The 17,095-nt window shown below is 63.1% G+C and carries 18 protein-coding genes; 9 read left to right on the forward strand and 9 right to left on the reverse strand.

Translation table 11 applies throughout. From position 1 onward, the window contains the following. Positions 1-95: 95 nt before the first annotated feature. The 7 genes from LL253_RS13640 to ccmC are packed head-to-tail and all read right to left on the reverse strand — an operon-like array spanning position 96 to position 4,888. A complete protein-coding gene (locus tag LL253_RS13640) occupies positions 96-740 on the reverse strand; it encodes a tetratricopeptide repeat protein (RefSeq protein WP_228227519.1) in 645 nt (214 codons plus the stop codon). After that, positions 737-1,144, reverse strand: coding sequence for a cytochrome c-type biogenesis protein (locus tag LL253_RS13645; RefSeq protein WP_228227520.1), 408 nt, complete (start codon positions 1,142-1,144; stop codon positions 737-739). Before LL253_RS13645 ends, LL253_RS13640 begins: the two co-directional genes overlap by 4 nt. Then, entirely contained in the window at positions 1,141-1,668 is a 528-nt protein-coding gene (locus LL253_RS13650) for a redoxin family protein (RefSeq protein ID WP_228227521.1), read from the reverse strand. The genes LL253_RS13645 and LL253_RS13650 overlap by 4 nt, the downstream gene beginning before the upstream one ends. Then, a complete protein-coding gene (locus LL253_RS13655; RefSeq protein WP_228227522.1) occupies positions 1,665-3,593 on the reverse strand; it encodes a heme lyase CcmF/NrfE family subunit in 1,929 nt (642 codons plus the stop codon). Before LL253_RS13655 ends, LL253_RS13650 begins: the two co-directional genes overlap by 4 nt. Then, positions 3,590-4,036, reverse strand: a complete 447-nt coding sequence (ccmE, locus tag LL253_RS13660; protein WP_228227523.1) for a cytochrome c maturation protein CcmE — start codon at positions 4,034-4,036, stop codon at positions 3,590-3,592. Before ccmE ends, LL253_RS13655 begins: the two co-directional genes overlap by 4 nt. Continuing rightward, positions 4,033-4,164, reverse strand: coding sequence for a hypothetical protein (locus LL253_RS19805; protein WP_266101005.1), 132 nt, complete (start codon positions 4,162-4,164; stop codon positions 4,033-4,035). The genes ccmE and LL253_RS19805 overlap by 4 nt, the downstream gene beginning before the upstream one ends. A 1-nt stretch (position 4,165) precedes the next feature. Continuing rightward, positions 4,166-4,888, reverse strand: coding sequence for a heme ABC transporter permease CcmC (gene ccmC, locus LL253_RS13665; protein WP_009821903.1), 723 nt, complete (start codon positions 4,886-4,888; stop codon positions 4,166-4,168). Positions 4,889-5,090: 202 nt separating this feature from the next. On the opposite strand from ccmC, the gene purF reads away from it, so the two are divergent. Next, complete coding sequence (purF, locus tag LL253_RS13670; protein WP_228222358.1) at positions 5,091-6,551, forward strand: amidophosphoribosyltransferase; 1,461 nt, start codon at positions 5,091-5,093, stop codon at positions 6,549-6,551. 89 nt (positions 6,552-6,640) lie between these two features. Then, positions 6,641-7,354 (forward strand): SDR family NAD(P)-dependent oxidoreductase, encoded by a 714-nt coding sequence (locus LL253_RS13675; protein WP_228227524.1) that lies wholly within the window; start codon positions 6,641-6,643, stop codon positions 7,352-7,354. Positions 7,355-7,357: 3 nt separating this feature from the next. Here LL253_RS13675 and LL253_RS13680 read toward each other — a convergent pair whose 3' ends face one another. Together LL253_RS13680 and LL253_RS13685 are read right to left on the reverse strand one after the other, a co-directional pair. Beyond that, a complete protein-coding gene (locus tag LL253_RS13680; RefSeq protein ID WP_228227525.1) occupies positions 7,358-8,623 on the reverse strand; it encodes an SAM-dependent methyltransferase in 1,266 nt (421 codons plus the stop codon). A gap of 36 nt (positions 8,624-8,659) precedes the next feature. Then, positions 8,660-10,036 carry a cryptochrome/photolyase family protein gene (locus LL253_RS13685; protein WP_228227526.1) on the reverse strand — a complete coding sequence of 459 codons (1,377 nt, stop codon included), beginning with the start codon at positions 10,034-10,036 and terminating at the stop codon, positions 8,660-8,662. Positions 10,037-10,242: 206 nt separating this feature from the next. On the opposite strand from LL253_RS13685, the gene LL253_RS13690 reads away from it, so the two are divergent. From LL253_RS13690 to LL253_RS13720, 7 genes are read left to right on the forward strand one after another with little or no spacing between them, the layout of a single operon-like run. Next, positions 10,243-10,722, forward strand: a complete 480-nt coding sequence (locus tag LL253_RS13690; RefSeq protein ID WP_037542298.1) for an RNA pyrophosphohydrolase — start codon at positions 10,243-10,245, stop codon at positions 10,720-10,722. 54 nt (positions 10,723-10,776) lie between these two features. Further along, positions 10,777-11,685, forward strand: coding sequence for a DUF481 domain-containing protein (locus LL253_RS13695; RefSeq protein WP_009821909.1), 909 nt, complete (start codon positions 10,777-10,779; stop codon positions 11,683-11,685). A 58-nt stretch (positions 11,686-11,743) separates the two neighbouring features. Further along, positions 11,744-12,970 carry a hydrolase gene (locus tag LL253_RS13700; protein ID WP_228227527.1) on the forward strand — a complete coding sequence of 409 codons (1,227 nt, stop codon included), beginning with the start codon at positions 11,744-11,746 and terminating at the stop codon, positions 12,968-12,970. 4 nt (positions 12,971-12,974) lie between these two features. Further along, positions 12,975-13,994 carry an arginine N-succinyltransferase gene (locus tag LL253_RS13705; RefSeq protein ID WP_228227528.1) on the forward strand — a complete coding sequence of 340 codons (1,020 nt, stop codon included), beginning with the start codon at positions 12,975-12,977 and terminating at the stop codon, positions 13,992-13,994. Further along, positions 13,991-15,250, forward strand: coding sequence for an N-succinylarginine dihydrolase (locus LL253_RS13710; protein ID WP_228227529.1), 1,260 nt, complete (start codon positions 13,991-13,993; stop codon positions 15,248-15,250). Before LL253_RS13705 ends, LL253_RS13710 begins: the two co-directional genes overlap by 4 nt. A gap of 26 nt (positions 15,251-15,276) precedes the next feature. After that, positions 15,277-15,492, forward strand: a complete 216-nt coding sequence (locus LL253_RS13715) for a hypothetical protein (RefSeq protein WP_037542753.1) — start codon at positions 15,277-15,279, stop codon at positions 15,490-15,492. Positions 15,493-15,528: 36 nt separating this feature from the next. Beyond that, positions 15,529-16,986, forward strand: a complete 1,458-nt coding sequence (locus LL253_RS13720) for a cobyric acid synthase (protein ID WP_228227530.1) — start codon at positions 15,529-15,531, stop codon at positions 16,984-16,986. The last annotated feature ends 109 nt before the right edge of the window (positions 16,987-17,095 follow it).

Consider the following 17,095-nt stretch of genomic DNA (forward strand, 5'->3'; position numbering starts at 1 on the left):
CACCCGGGGGCTTGGGCGGAAAAGTCCGCTACCCCCGCAAACCGCCGCGCCCTATCACGGCTCCTGCCGCCGTGCAACGCGAACGCTGCACCGCATCATGGCTGACCAGCCTCACGACCCGCCAGCATGGCGTCGATACGCGCGATATTGCTTTCAAGTTCCTTACGCACTTCACTGTCAGCAGGCGCACGCGCGACCAGCGGCGCCCACAGGTCGCGCGCCGCCTGCAACTGTCCTGCGCGGGCCAGCGCCAAACCGTAGAAATAGCGCGGCGCCGGCGCTTCAGGGTCGATAGACAAGGCCCTGCGATAGGCAAACTGCGCGCCGGGCGAGAGCACGCCATCGCCATGCGCAACCAAGGCATTGCCCAGCCCCAGCCATAAATTCGGGTCGTCGGGCTGATCACGCAGGGCCGACAGCAGCACATTGGCGGCCGCCTTGGTCTTGCCCTGCCGTGCGAGCCCGTCGGACAACATCATCCATTGCGCCGCTGGGCCAAATCGTTCGGCCAGGCCACGCCGTTTTTGCGCAAGCGCCTCGTCAAACGGCTGCCCATCGGCTTCGGCAACCCGGCGAGGCGCCCCGGCAAGCCCGGGATTGCCCTGCCACGCATAGCCAGCCAGCCCCAGCAGCAGGGCGGCGGCGCTGATTTCCCATGCTGATCGAGGGATACGGCCAAGCAACAGAAGCCCGACCAAAACCAGTGCCGCCAATGCAGAAGCGATGAGCCAACCGGTCACGACCTGCTCCTCCTGATCCGACCGCGCATGAGGACAAGCCCCAAAGCCAGCAGGACCAGCGGCGCCGCCCACAGCGGCCACAGAATCGGATCGGCGCTTGGCGCATAGCTGACCCAATCGCCGTAGCGCGCCACCAGCCAGGCCCGGATCGCTTCGGGCCTTTCCCCCGCCATGATGCGCTCGCGTATCTGCGATCGCATGTCGGCCGCCATGCTGGCATTGGAATCGGCGATCGACTGGCTCTGGCAGGTGAGACAGCGAATGGTTTCCATCAGTGCCTTTGCAGCGCGCTCCTGCCGCGCATCGGGTATCTGCCGGTCGGCCCATGGTGCGGGCGGCAGCGCGGTCTGTGCCAGCGCCGGCGCGGCGGCAAACGCCAGAAACAAGGCGATCAGCGCCTTCATCGAGCATCCTCCAGCCGCGCCAAAATTGTCGGCACGTCATCGGCGCGGATTTCTCCGATATGCTGATAGGCGATGCGCCCCCGTCCATCGATCACGAATGTTTCCGGGACGCCGGAAGACCCAAGGGCGATCTGGACGGCGCTGCGCGCGTCCAGCCCGATCCGCTGATAGGGGTTGCCGTTGCGTGCCAGAAACGCGTCGACATCGCTCCGTGCATCGCGGATGGCGATGGCGTCGATGGCAACGCCAGCCTGCTTCAATGCCATCAACTGGGGCGCTTCGACCATACAGGGCACGCACCAGCTGGCAAAGATGTTGAGGAGCCGGGGCTGGCCGCTGGTCATGGCCTCGCTGCTAAGGCCAGGACGATCGCTCGCGGCGGCGGGGAGATCAAAGGCCGGGAGGGGCTGACCGACCAGCCTTGAATGGATGATGCGATCATCCGGCTGGAACAGGCCGCTGGCGAACAGGCCGATGAACGCCACAAACAGCAGCAGCGGCAACCAGATCAGGATCCGCCTCATGCCACCGCCCTCCGACTACGCCATTTCACCAGCCATCCGCGCCGTTCGTGCCCGACCAGCGCCAGCGCGCCACCCAAGGCGATCAGCACGCCGCCAAACCAGATCAACGTCACAAACGGTTTCCACCAGATGCGCAGCTGCCAGCGGCCGCCTTCAACCTCTTCGCCCAGCACGACATAGAGCTGGCCATCCCACTGCGTCAGCAACGCCGCTTCGCTCGTGGTGGTCGGTGGCGACGTGAAGAAACGGGACTGGGGGCGCATCATCACCGCGCGCCCGCCGCGATCGACCGCCATATCCGCTTGCAGCGCCGTCCAATTGTCGCCAGCCAGCGGCATGATTTTAACGAAGCGCAGCGTCCAACCGGCCGTGCGAATCGCTTCCCCCGGTCGCGCCGCGACCAGTTTTTCAACCGTGAAGGCCGAATCGCATGCCATGCCCGCCAGGCTGACAGCGCAGCCCAAATGGGCGATCACCATACCCCAGGTGAACAAAGGGGTACGCAGCAGCTTGCGCTTCCAGAGCGGCGCTAAGCTCGCAATGCCGACACCAATGGCGACAGTCAGCCCGAAAAAGGGCAGCGGGCCGATCCGCCCCCACGCGACTGCCGCTATGAACACGGCTGCCATCGCACCACCCGTCGCCGGTATGACCAGACGCCTGCCCACCGCCGGCAGCCGATCGCGCCGCCAACGGGTCAGCGGCCCTACCGCCATTGCGATCATCAACGTCAGCGCGATCGGCCCGGCGATCCGGTCGAAATAGGGCGCACCCACCGAAACCTTATGGCCAAAGGCTTCGGTCATCAGGGGGTAGAGTGTCCCGATAAGCACGATCCCCAAAATCACCGACAGCAGGAGATTGTTCACCACCAGCAGCGTTTCACGACTGACCAGTTCGAACGGCGCACCTTCCCGCACCGACCCGATGCGCCAGCCAAACAGCGCCAACGCGCCGCCGATATAGACAGCGAGTAGCGCGAGGATGAAGCTGCCCCGCTCGGGATCGACGGCGAACGCGTGGACGCTCGTCAAGATGCCCGACCGCACCAGGAATGTGCCGACCATCGACATGGAGAAGGCGACCACCGCCAGCATGATGGTCCACGCGCGCAGGCCATCGCGCGTCGCCAATACCGTGACGCTGTGCAGCAAGGCCGTGGCCGCCAGCCATGGCATCAGCGAGGCATTTTCCACCGGGTCCCAGAACCACCAGCCGCCCCAGCCCAGCTCATAATAAGCCCAATAGCTGCCCGCCGTGATGCCGAGCGTCAGCAATATCCATGCGCCCAATACCCAGGGACGCATCGCCCGCGCGAAGGCAGCATCGACCGCGCGGGTCAGCAACGCGCCGACCGCGAAGGAAAAGGCGACCGACAGGCCGACATAGCCGAGGTAAAGCGTAGGCGGATGGAAGGCGAGACCGGGGTCCTGCAACAGCGGATTGAGGCCCTGGCCGTCAGGCGGCGGCGGGTCGACTCGCGCGAAGGGATTGGACGAAAACAGCAGGAAGGCGTAGAAACCCAAGGAAATGGCCGCTTGCGCGCCCAATGTCGCCATATGCGTATCGCGCCGCAAGGCCCGCTCGAACAGGGCGACGGCGCCGCCCGCCACGCCCATCACCGCGACCCACAGCAGCATCGACCCTTCATGATTGCCCCAGGTGCCTGCGAATTTGTATAGCCAGGGCTTGGCCGAATGGCTGTTCATCGCGACCAGCAGCACCGACATGTCCGACCGCAGGAAAAGGGTGATGAGCAGCGCGAAGGCAAGCGCCGTCAGCACGCCCTGCGCGACCGCGACCGGACGCATGGCAGCCAGCAATTCCACCTTGCCGCCTTTCAGGCCCGCGAAAGCGAGGAACAGCTGAAGCAGCGCGAGGGACGCGGCGAGCCAGAGGGCGATAAGACCGGCTTCCGCGATCAAGGCTTCACCTTCAGCTGATGCGTGGTTTCATTATACTGCATCCCCTCCAGTTCCCGCGGCATATAGCGTTCGTCATGCTTGGCGAGCAGATTGGTCGCGACGAAGGTTCCCTGGTTGTCGAAGGCGCCTTCCGCAACGACCCCGCTGCCCTCCTTGAACAGGTCGGGCGCGATGCCGCTAAAGGTCGCCGGCACCGTTGCCTTCCCATCGGTGACATCGAACCGGATGGTGACGCCATCGGCTGCCCGCTTCAGGCTTCCCTTCACCACCATGCCGCCCAGCCGGATCGCGCGGCCCGGCTCCACGCCCTTGGCCTCGACGTCGGCGGGCGCATAAAAATAGGCGGCTTCGTCCTTGAGCGCCGACGCGGCGAGCAACCCCGCGCCGACGATTGCAGCCAGCGCAACAAGCGCCAGCATCAGCCTTTGATGCTTTGCCTTCATGGTCTGTCCGACAGCCGTTCCGCTGCGCGTTCAGCGCACGCCATCGCGCGCCAGTTTAGGAAACTCATGACAATTGTCGCGATCGCCGTCACGGCATAGGCGGCAATCACGAAGGCCCACTGGTTCATTTTATCCTCTCGCCAGACGCTGCATCCGCGCCTCAACCTTGTTCTGCGCCAGGATCGCGCGCATCCGCATCAGCACGATCGCGCCGAACCAGAGGGAGAAGCCCAGCAAAGTCAGGCCCAAAGGCCACAGCAGCGCCGTTTCGATGGTAGAGCCACGCATCGTGATGCTCGGCCCTTGGTGCAGGCTGTTCCACCACACCACGGATCGGTTGATGATAGGAATGTTGACCGCGCCGACCAGTCCAAAGATCGCGGTCACGCTGCTGACGCCGCCCTGCCCGTCGCGGGCGCTGGCATTGGCCAGCGCGATATAGCCCAGATAGAGGAACAGCAGCACCAGCATGGATGTCATGCGCCCGTCCCATTCCCACCAGGTGCCCCAGGTCGGCCGCCCCCAGATGGAGCCGGTCGCCAGGCAGATGGCCGTGAACAGGGCGCCGGGCGCCGCGATCGCCCGCCCCGCTATGGCTGCAAGCGGATGTCGCCAAACCAGCTGCATCAGAGCGGCAAGGGCGATACCCGTCCAGCCGCCCATGCCCAGCCATGCGGCAGGGACATGGATATAGAGAATGCGTACCGTCTGTCCTTGAAGATAATCGGCCGGCGTCACCAGCAGTCCGCAAACCGCGCCGATCAGGATCAGCATCAGTCCGGGCCAGAACAGCCACAGCGTTAATGGACGCGCGATCTTCAAGAAGCGGGCTGGGTTGGCGAAACGATGCATCAGGGCTGCGTGTGTAGCTGCGCCGAACGGACTGCGCCAGTAGGGCTTTTTGCCGATAGCGCAGAGCGAGAAACGCAGCGTTGTTGGCGTTTAGCCGGTTTTTTGTGACAAGGAGGCGACAAACCGCCCTCAAGCGACTATATGCGCGCTCAAAGGCGGCCCGGACGGGCGGCAAGAACGGCAACGGAACCGGTTCGCACCCATGATCACGACAAATCCCTTCGACGACGACAAGTTGCGCGAGGAATGCGGCATTTTCGGCGTCTCGCGCGCGGAAACGGCCTCCGCTATCGTCGCGCTCGGCCTCCACGCGCTCCAGCATCGCGGCCAGGAGGCCGCCGGCATCACCAGCTGGGACGGCCACGAATTCCATACCCATCGGGCGATGGGGCATGTCGCGGGGAATTTCGACCGCGACGATGTGATTCGCAGCCTCCCGGGCGAGAGCGCCTGCGGCCATGTTCGCTATTCCACCACCGGCGAAACATCGCTGCGCAACGTGCAGCCGCTATATGCCGAACTCAATTCCGGCGGCTTCTCCGTGGCGCATAACGGCAATATCTCCAACGCGATGAAGTTGCGCCGCGAATTGATTCGTCGCGGCTCTATCTTCCAGTCGACGTCCGACACCGAAGTCATCATCCATCTCGTGGCCACGTCCAGCTACCGGACGCTGCTGGACAAATTCATCGACGCCCTCAAGCAGGTGGAAGGCGCCTATTCGCTGATCGTCATGACGCCCGAAGGCATGATCGCTTGCCGTGATCCGCTGGGCATCCGCCCGCTGGTCATGGGCACGCTGGGCGACGCAACCATCTTCGCATCGGAAACGGTGGCGCTCGATGTGGTGGGCGCGGATTATGTCCGCACCGTCGAACCGGGCGAGTTGGTCATCGTCACCAACAGTGGTGAAATCCGGTCCCACCGCCCCTTCGGCGAAACCCATGCACGCCCCTGCATCTTCGAGCATGTCTATTTCAGCAGGCCCGATTCGATCGTGGACGGCTCCAGCGTCTATTCGGTGCGCAAGGCGATTGGCGCGCAGCTGGCGATCGAAAACCCCGTCGAGGCCGATTACGTCATCCCCGTGCCTGATAGCGGCGTGCCTGCCGCCATTGGCTATGCCCAGGAATCGGGCATTCCGTTTGAACTGGGCATCATCCGGTCGCACTATATCGGCCGCACCTTCATCCAGCCGGGCGATAAGGTCCGTCACTTGGGCGTGAAGCTCAAGCACAATGCCAATCGCGCGCTGATCGCGGGCAAGCGCATCGTGCTGATCGACGATTCGATCGTACGCGGCACCACCTCGCTCAAGATCGTGCAGATGATGCGTGAGGCCGGCGCTGCCGAAGTTCATATGCGCATCGCATCGCCGCCGACCAAGCATAGCTGCTTCTATGGCGTAGACACGCCTGAGCGCACCAAGCTGCTCGCCCACCGGCTCGACATTGGCGGCATGCAGGACTTCATTCACGCCGACAGCCTGTCCTTCATCTCGATCGACGGCCTGTACAAGGCATTGGGCGAAGCGAAGCGGGCCGACATACGGCCGCAATATTGCGACGCCTGCTTCACCGGCGATTATCCGACCACGCTGACCGATCAGGACGAAGCGGTGGTTCAGAACCAGTTCGAACTGCTGGCCGAACGGGTCGTCTGACACGCGTAAAGGGGCAGCCTCGCCATGGCCGCCCCTTCTTTCCAAACAAATGACAAGTCCGGCCCCCGGTCGGCAATGACGGGAGTGCCATGTCCAACCTTCCTCTTACCGGCAAGCTGGCACTCGTCACCGGCGCCAGTCGGGGCATTGGCGCCGCTACGGCCGAAGCGCTTGCCAAGGCAGGCGCGCACGTCATTTTGACCGCGCGAACGCCCGGCGCGCTGGAGGAAGTGGAAGAGCGTATCCATGCCACCGGCGGCAGCGCGACTATCGCGCCACTGGACCTGATCGACGGCGACAGCATCGGCCGCCTGGCGCAGGCGATCGGGGGCCGCTGGTCCGCGCTGGATATCATGGTCCTGAATGCTGCGACGCTGGGGTCGCTGGCTGCTGTGCAGGCGATCGACGCTAAGGAATTTGCGCGCCTGCTGACGCTCAATATCGCCGCACCTCAGGCATTGATCGCAGCGTTCGATTCCATGCTACGCGCAAGCAGCGACGCGCGCGTCGTCGCATTGACATCCTCGGTCGGAACGGCGCCGCGCGCCTATTGGGGCGCCTATGGCGCGTCCAAGGCGGCGCTGGAGACGCTGATTGGCGCCTATGGAGAGGAAGTGCGGAACATTTCCGCTATCCGCACCCATATCGTCGATCCCGGCGCGACCCGCACGGCCATGCGCGCCCGCGCCTATCCCGGCGAAGATCCCGCCACGCTCAAAGGTCCCGAAACAGTGGCCGACGCCATCGTCGATCTGGTGGTGCGCGATACGCCGACGGGCCACCGCATGCGCGTCGACGGCTGAGCGTTACGCAGGCTTCACCAATGTCACCTGCGCGACATCGATGCCGCCGCCGCGAAACCCGCCCTCGCAATACATCAGATAATAGCGCCACAACGCAACGAAATGCTGGTCAAAACCGGCTGGCAGCCGTCCTTCTTCAATGGCGCGATCAAAGCACTGCCGCCAACGGCGCAGCGTTTCGGCATAATGTAGGCCGAACCTGCGTTCGTCGCGCCATTCAAGCCCCATCTCCTGCGCAATGCGCCGGAAACGGCTTTCCGAAATCAGCATGCCGCCGGGAAAGATATAGGTCTGGATGAAATCGACGCCGCGCGCATAGCGCTCGAAAATCGCGTCGTCGATCAGGATATACTGGATCGCAGCGCGGCCGCCAGGTTTCAGAAGCCGATAAATGGCTGCAAGATAATCGGGCCAGTAACGCTGCCCCACCGCCTCCACCATCTCGACGCTGGCAATGCCGTCATAGATGCCCCTCGCGTCGCGATAATCCATCAACTCCACGCTGGCCCCTGACCCCAGCCGGTCGCGGGCATAGTCGGCCTGCTCGCTCGACAGCGTCAGGCCAGTGTAGCGCAGCGCTCGCCGTTCCATTGCCCGCTCCGCCAGCCCGCCCCAACCGCATCCAATTTCCAGCAATGCATCGCCATCCTTGAGGGTCAGGCGATCGAGTATGGCATCAACCTTGCGTCTCTGCGCGGCTTCCAACGGCTCCAACCAATTGTCCGTATCGGCGAACAAGCCACTGGAATAATGCATGTCTTCATCCAGCCAAGGCTGGTAGAAATCATTGCCCAGATCATAATGAAAGGCGATATTGTGCCGTGACCCCGCCCTGCTGTTGCGGCGCAGCCAGTGCCATATGCGGCCAATCCATCGGGTTGGCCCACGCGGCCTGGCAAGCTGGCCCAGGCTGACGGCATTGCGCATGAAAAGGGCAAAGAGCGGCACCGGATCAGGACTGGCCCATTCACCCGCAGCCCAGGCGCGATACCAGCCCGCCGAGCCGCCGGTCGCCAATCGCACCAGAGCGCGCCAGCTATGCAGATGAACGACGCAATCGGGTCCTGCCGCCCGACCGCCCAGCAGTCGGCGCGTACCATCCGGCAGGTCTGCTTCCAGTGATCCCGCCTCAAGACCCTGGTCGATCCGATTCAGCATCTGATGAAACAGGGGCGCAATCCAACGAGAGATGCCGGCGCTCCCCGTAATGCGGGATTGCCTGAAGACGGACGGGGCCTGTCGGCCGCGGCGGGGATCGGTCGCGTTCATGGCTGCGATCCTGCCGCAAGCCATCGCGCGCTGCAATCATCCCTTGATGCGACGATAGGCCGCCAGCGCGCGTTCGCGCCCCGCCTTGTGGCCTATGATTTTGGCTGGATAATCGTCCGGCCGGGCGTCATGGGCATCGGGATCATGAATGACCTCATTCGACAAGGCGGCCAATTCCGGCACCCATTGGCGAATATAATCGCCTGCATTGAACTTTTCGGACTGGGTCAGCGGCGCCATGATACGGCTGAACATATTGGCGTCGATCCCGCTGCCGGCGACCCACTGCCAATTGACGCTGTTATTGGCATAATCCGCGTCGACCAGCGTATCCCAGAACCATTTCGCGCCATGTCGCCAGTCGATCAGCAGATGCTTGATCAGGAAGCTGGCCGCGATCATGCGCACACGGTTATGCATCCATCCAGTGGTCCATAATTGCCGCATGCCAGCGTCGACAATGGGATAGCCGGTGCGCCCCTTCTTCCAGGCGATGAAATCGCCCCGCGCCTCCCGCAAGTCTCGCCAATCCATCCGGTCGAAGTCATCGCGCGCATTTTTCGACCCATAGGCGGGCATCTCGCAAATTTGCGTATGGGTATAGTCCCGCCAGATCAGTTCTTTGAGGAATATCTCCGCGTCTGCGTTGGAAGCCGTCACCCGGTGCCAGACATAGGCAGGAGAGACTTCGCCATAGTGAAGATGAGGCGACAGGCGGGACGTCCCCTCGACCGAGGGCAGGTTGCGCCCGGTAGGATAATCCCCAACCTCGTCGATGAACGCGGCGACATTGGCCTGCGCGCCGTCCTCGCCGGGCGTCCAGTCCTTTTTGAAACCGCCGGCCCAGTCAGGCTTGGTGGGCAACAGGCCCCAATCGCTCAACCGGTCAGTTTCCGGCCAGGATTCCGGCGCGTCGATGATGGCGGGGGTCCGGTTCGGGGCTGCCGGCGGCATCTGTTCCATGACGGCGCGGGCGAACGGTGTATAGATTTTATAGATGCCCCCCGATCCTGTTCGCACCGCACCGGGCGGCAGCAGCAAGATGCCATCATGCAGGCAAAGGTCCAGCGCCTTGGCGACGGCCTTTTCCGCATTGCGCCACCAAGGTTCATAATGGTGCAGCGCATGGACGCGTCCCGCTCCGCATTCTTTCGCCAATGCCTGAAGCACATCGGCGCTTTTGCCACGGCGCAGGGTCAGACGTGACCCCTTTTCCCGCAACGCCGTGTCCAGGCTAGCCAGACTATGGTGCAACCACCAGCGGGAGGCCCCGCCCATGGCCCATTGCCGCGGTGTATCGTCGTCCAGCACATAGACCGGGACAACCGGCCCCTCAGACGCTGCGGCGATAAGAGCGGCCTGATCGGAAAGGCGAAGATCCTGGCGGAACCAGAGCAGCACGGGAGCGGTCATTCGTATCCAATGCCGGGCAACATATCCCGGTTCCAAGCGTCCATTAGGGCAGCTTGTCGCAATTCGCCATGCGGGAGAGATGCGGGGCCGATTCGGCCCATGGACGGCGCCAGAAGCCCGGTTTATCGTCGCGCAGCGTCTTTGAGACGCCGAAGGCGGCCTTGAGGACGAGCCGTCAGGACTATGGCAACTGGGGACTTACGACTTTGGCGTCCAAGGAACAGGAAATGGGGTATCGCCCCTGCGTCGGCATCATGCTCGTCAATACGGAAGGAAAGGTCTTTGTCGGCCAACGACTCGATAATGTCGTCGAGGCCTGGCAAATGCCGCAGGGTGGCATTGACGAGGGGGAAGATGCCAGGACAGCAGCGTTGCGCGAACTGCGCGAGGAAACGGGCATTGACCGCACGCATGTCGACATCATCGCCAAGGCGAAGGATGAGCATTTCTACGACCTGCCGCCCGAACTGATCGGAAAGCTTTGGGGCGGCAAATATCGCGGCCAGCGACAATATTGGTTCCTCGCCCGCTTTCTGGGACAGGACAGCGATATCGACATCGCAACCGATCATCCCGAGTTCCGGGCCTGGAAATGGGCTGCGCCGGAAACGCTGCCGGACCTCATCGTCCCGTTCAAGCGCAAGCTCTATCGCGACATCGTGCAGGAATTCCGGGCGCTTATCTGATCGATCCGCCGCTAAGGGGGTTAATTTTCGCTGTCGAGACGATATGAAGGCGCCATGCGCGCTCTTCTGTTACCGTTATCGCTGTCTCTCGTCGTCCTGCCCGTCACCGCCGACGCCGCCGAGGACGCATTGCTGCCCGCATCCGTTCGCGAAATGCTGGAAGCGGCGATCGCCAATGGCAACGAAACCGACATCGCGACCGTCGCGAAGATCGCCAAGCAGACAAATCCCCAGTCCGCCGATCAGATTCAGAGGATGGTCAACAGCTGGAAAGAACGAACCAAGGCGACGCACGAAACCGTCATCCGCGAAGCCGGCATCGGCGACCTGTGGACCGGCCGGATCGAGGCCGGAGGTTTCCGTTCGACGGGGTCGACCAGCGAACTGGGCATCAGCGCATCGGCCACTGCGACACGCACCGGCATCCAGTGGACGCATAAACTGACAGCGAGCGCGGATTACCGCCGCGCCAATGGCGTCACATCGCGCGAACGCTATTTTGCCGGCTATGAACCACGTTACGAGTTCGATCCGCGCGGCTTCGCCTACGGCCTGGCGCAGTTCGAAAGGGACACTTCAATCGGTTATGACGAGCGCTACACCGCGTCGGCAGGAATCGGGTACAAGCTGATCGTCAGCAAGCCTGTGGATCTGTCGGCCGACATCGGCCCATCGATACGTCATGTGAAATATCTGATCGGAGAACGCGAAACCAAATTGGGCGCGCGCGGATCCATGGCGCTGGCCTGGCGCGCCAGTCCGACGCTGACCTTCAAGCAGACCGCATCTGGCTATGCCGAAAGCGACGTCTATACACTCAACGCCCTGACTTCACTGGAAACAAAAGTGAGCACCCGCTGGTCGGCTGCCTTTTCCTACAACATCCAATATGAATCTGAAACAGTATTGGCCGCCCGCGACTTCGATACGCTGAGCCGTCTGACCCTGACATATGATTTCTGACATGCGTAATTTTCGTGCGGGGGTGGAGCGCCGTTCCAGCCTCTGATAGACAAAGGGCATGACCCGATTGTCTGTGGAAGAAGAACGACTGCTGGACCATGCGGCTGCCGCGCCGATGCTGGAGCAGGTGCAGCAATGGGCGATGATCAACAGCGGATCGCGCAATATCGACGGCCTTGCGCACATGGCGACGATGCTGGCCGACGCATTCAGCGCCCTGCCCGGCGACGTGACGCTTGTTGATCCCGCCCCCGTAGAGAGCATCGCGCCCGATGGCCGTGTACAGCCGCTCGTCCATGGTCAGCATCTGCTCCTATCCGTGCGGCCCGCGGCAGCCACACGCCTGTTGCTGACCGGGCATATGGATACGGTCTTCGCGATCGATCATCCGTTTCAGAACCAGCGCTGGCTGGAACCCGGCATCCTCAATGGACCGGGCGTCGCGGACATGAAAGGCGGCATAGCGGTCATGCTCGCTGCGCTGTCAGCACTGGAAGCGACCGGCGTGGTCGATCATGTCGGCTATGACGTGGTCATCAACAGCGACGAAGAAGTGGGCAGCGCATCGTCAGCCGCGTTGCTGCGCGACAGGGCGGCAGGCAAATTGGCCGCCTTCACCTATGAACCGGCGCTGCCGGACGGGACTTTGGCGGGCGCGAGAGCGGGCAGCGGTAATTTTTCCGTGATCGTCACGGGCCGCAGCGCCCATGCCGGTCGCAACCCCGACGATGGCCGCAACGCCCTGCTCGCAGCGGCGGACCTGGCCCTTCGCCTCAAGGCCGCCAGCGGATCCGGCTTTTCCTGCAACCCGGCCAGGATTGATGGTGGCGGTCCAAACAATGTCGTGCCGGACCATGCTGTCCTGCGCGTCAATTTCCGCCCTCGCACGCCCGATGACGAACAGGCAGCGCGCGCCTTGATCGATCGCGCCATGGCCGACATCGCGCGTGATCATGACGTCACGCTCCACCTTCACGGCGGGTTTGGCCGCCCGCCCAAGCCCATGGACGCCAAGGCCGAACGGCTGTTCGGCTTGGTCAGGCAATGCGGCGCAGACCTTGGCCTGTCGATCGGATGGCGCGATACGGGCGGGGTGTGCGATGGTAATAATATTGCCGCCTGCGGCGTACCGGTTGTCGATACCATGGGCGTGCGCGGTGGCAGCATTCACAGCGACGCGGAATTTCTATTGGCCGACAGCCTGCCCGAACGCGCGCGGCTGTCGGGGCTTTCCCTGTGGCGTATCGCGCAGGGCCAGTTTCAACCGGGACAAGAGAGAGGATGACCGCTTGAGCTTCATCATGCGCATCGCGCGCGCGGACGATTTACAGACGCTATATGAAATGGCCAAGCTTACTGGCGGCGGATTTACGAATTTGCCGCCCGATCGCGCGTCCCTGTCGGCGAAGCTTGAACGGACGGAAAAGGCGCTCGCGCGCACGAGCGAAGGCATCGAGGACGAACTGATCGTCATGGTGCTGGAGAATGTCGAAACGAGGCAAGTGCGCGGCACATGCCAGATTTACTCGACCGTCGGGCAAAACTGGCCCTTTTATTCCTATCGCCTTGGCATGCTGACTCAGCATAGTCGCGAACTGGGTCGCACCTTTCGCGCGCAGATGCTTTCGCTGACCACCGATCTGGAAGGGTCCGTCGAAGTGGGCGGCCTGTTTCTTCATCCGCGCGAACGGGCGGAAGGCCTGGGGCTGTTGCTGGCGCGCAGCCGCTACCTCTATATCCGCAATCACCGCGCGCGCTTTGGCGACCGGGTCATCGCCGAACTGCGCGGCGTCATTGACGAGGCGGGCGGGTCGCCCTTTTGGGATGGCTTGGCGGGCCGGTTCTTCGGCATGAGCTTTCAGGAGGCCGATGAATTCAACGCCGTCAACGGCAACCAGTTCATCGCCGACCTGATGCCCAAGACGCCCATCTACACCGCGATGCTGCCCGATAGTGCCCGCGCTGTCATTGGCCTGCCCCACCCCAATGGCCGCGCCGCGATGCGGATGCTGGATACCGAAGGGTTTGAAAATGCCGGCTATGTCGATATTTTCGACGGGGGGCCGACCATGGTTGGTCAGGTCGATCAGTTAAAAACCATCGCCGCCGCGCGCGACGTCACGCTGGCCGCCACGCATGAAAGCGGCGGGCAGAAAATGCTGATAGCCTGTGGGCAGCTTGCCGATTATCGCTGCACCTGGGGGCTTATCGAAGAGCACGCGGATGGTGCCATTTCGCTCGACGCCGGAAGCGTCAAGCGGATCGGCCTTGAAATCGGGAACCGCTTCACCATGGCGGGTCGGGCATGAGCATCACCGAAATCAATTTTGACGGTCTCATCGGTCCCAGTCACAATTATGCGGGCCTCAGCCTCGGCAACCTTGCTTCCGCGCGCAATGCTGGCGCAGTGTCGCAGCCCCGCGCCGCCGCCTTGCAGGGACTGGAAAAGATGCGGGGCAATGTGGCGCTCGGTCTGAAGCAGGGCCTCTTCCTGCCGCAATGGCGCCCCGATGGCGACTGGCTGGCTCGGTTGGGGACCGATGTGTCGGGCGCCGAGCCGCATATTCGCGCCGCCGCCATGTCAGCCTCCTCAATGTGGGCGGCCAATGCGGCGACGGTGTCTCCTGCTGCTGATACGCGCGATGGGCGCGCGCACATGACCGTCGCCAATCTCGTCACCATGCCGCATCGCAGCCATGAATGGCCACAGACACTGGCGCAGCTGCGCCTAGCCTTTTCCGATACGCGCAGCTTTGCCGTGCATGATCCTGTGCCCCCGCCCTTTGGCGATGAAGGCGCGGCCAATCACATGCGCCTCGCCGAACGCCATGACGTGCCGGGGGTAGAGGTCTTCGTCTATGGCCAGTCGGGCGGCCCCTTCCCCGCCCGCCAGCATGTGGAGGCCAGCAAGGCGGTCGCGCGGCTGCATGGTCTGGACCCAGCGCGCAGCCTGTTCGTCCAGCAATCGGAGGAAGCGATCGCCGCCGGCGCATTCCATAACGACGTGGTCGCCGTTGCGAATGAGCGCGTGCTCTTTACCCATGAGCAGGCCTTCGCGGACAAGGACGCCTTCTATACCGCCCTGCGGGACGCGCTGCCCTGCGTGGAGATCGTCGAAGTGCCAGCGAGCGCGGTCAGCCTGGCCGATGCGATCCGCAGCTACCTCTTCAACGCGCAGCTCGTTACCCTGCCCGACGGCGTCATGGCGTTGGTGCTGCCGACAGAAGCCAAGGACACGCCAGCCGTATGGACTTGGTTGCATCAGATGATCGCGGGCAATGGCCCGATCCGCCGCATTATTCCCGTGGATGTCCGCCAGTCCATGGCCAATGGCGGTGGTCCGGCCTGCCTGCGGCTGCGCGTGGTGGCTGATCCGGCCACAATCGACCCGCGCTTTTTGCTCGACGAGCGCAAGCTGGACGAAATTGCCCGGATCGTCGCGACCTACTGGCCAGAGGAAATCGCGCCGGATGACTTGGGCGACACTCGCCTTATCGCCCGGATCGAGCAATCATGGTTAACGCTTGTTGACCATTTGCAGCTTTCGGGCGATCTTCTTCCCTGACGGGGCGACCAGCCAATGGGACGATGATGGAACGGATCAAGGGCCTTTTCACGATCAAGACCAAGTTCGAGGCGTTTCTCATTATCTATGCGCTCGCGCTTGGCGCGACTGAACGTGGCGCCGTTTACGTCCAGCAATATCCCGGATTCGGCGGCCAGTTGCTGGCGTTGGCCTGTACGGGCGCGGTATTCATGGCCGGCGGTAAGATCATTGACGCTGTGGAGTATCAGCGCGGGCTTTGAGTTGCACTGCCGGTCCCGGTCGGGCAAGAGCGCGCGATGGGCGCGATCATGTTGCAGGGGACCGGCTCTGACGTCGGCAAATCGGTTCTGGTCGCGGGGCTGTGCCGGGCATTGAGGCTTCGGGGCCATAACGTGCGCCCCTTCAAACCCCAGAATATGTCGAACAACGCGGCTGTCACAGTCGATGGCGGAGAAATTGGCCGCGCCCAGGCACTCCAGGCGATAGCCTGCGGCGTTCCCGCGCATACGGACATGAACCCGGTGCTGCTGAAACCGCAGGCCGACCGCAGTTCCCAACTGATCGTGCATGGGCAGGTGCGCGGGACATTGGGATCGGGCAATTTCCGAGCCGCTCGCGGCGCGCTGCTGGACGAAGTGCTTGAAAGCTATCACCGGCTGCGCGGCCAATGTGACATCGTCGTGGTGGAGGGCGCTGGCTCCCCTGCCGAAATCAATCTGCGCGCTGGCGATATCGCCAATATGGGCTTTGCGCGCGCCGCCGATGTTCCCGTCATATTGGTCGGCGACATAGACAGGGGCGGTGTTATCGCGGCGGTCGTCGGCACGCGCGCCGTGCTCGATGCCGCCGATGCAGCCATGATCCGCGGCTTCCTGATCAACAAATTCCGTGGCGACCTGTCCCTGTTCGAGGATGGCTATCGCCAGATTGCGGAGCGTTCGGGCTGGCGGGGCTTCGGCGTCGTTCCCTGGCTGAATGCCGTCGCGCGGCTACCCAGTGAAGATGCGGTGGTGCTCGAGCGCCCAGTTGCCTCCATAGAAGCGCCGATCGTCATCGCCTGCCCAGTATTACCGCGCATCTCCAATTTCGATGATCTCGACCCGTTGAAGCTGGAGCCGGCCGTCGACCTACGCATGATCGGGCCTGGCCAACCCATTCCGGGTGATGCTGCGCTCGTGATCCTGCCCGGGTCGAAGGCTACGATCGCGGACATGCGCGCGATGGTCGAACAGGGCTGGGATATCGACATACGCGCGCACCATCGCAGAGGCGGCGCCGTGCTGGGGCTTTGCGGCGGCTATCAGATGCTGGGCCGGACGATCCGCGATCCCGACGGCATCGAAGGCTCGGTGCGCGAGATCAACGGTTTGGGCCTGCTTGAGGTGGACACCATTCTTGTCGGTGCCAAGACGCTGGAACAGGTCCGCGGCCGCGCGCTGACAGCAGATTTTCACGGCTATGAAATGCATATGGGTCGCACCGAGGGGCCAGGCTGCGCGCGACCCTTTGCGATACTGGGAAACAAGCCGGACGGGGCGATCAGCCCGGACGGGCGCGTGATGGGGAGCTATGTCCATGGCCTTCTCGCCAGCACGCAGTTGCGCGCCGCCTTGCTGCAACGCATTGGTGCGACGTCGGCCAAAGCCGATTATGACAGATCAGTGGAAGACTCTCTGGATACGCTTGCCGCACATCTGGAACGGCATTGCGACATTGACGCCATGGTCGCGCTGGCCAGGGGGGAAAACAAATAGGAAAAAGGCAGCCACCGCTGCCCCGAAGGAGGAAATGGCGCACCCGGAACGATTCGAACGTCCGACCCTCAGATTCGTAGTCTGATGCTCTATCCAGCTGAGCTACGGG

The organism is Sphingobium soli (assembly GCF_020782245.1).
Classification (GTDB): Bacteria; Pseudomonadota; Alphaproteobacteria; order Sphingomonadales; family Sphingomonadaceae; genus Sphingobium; species Sphingobium soli.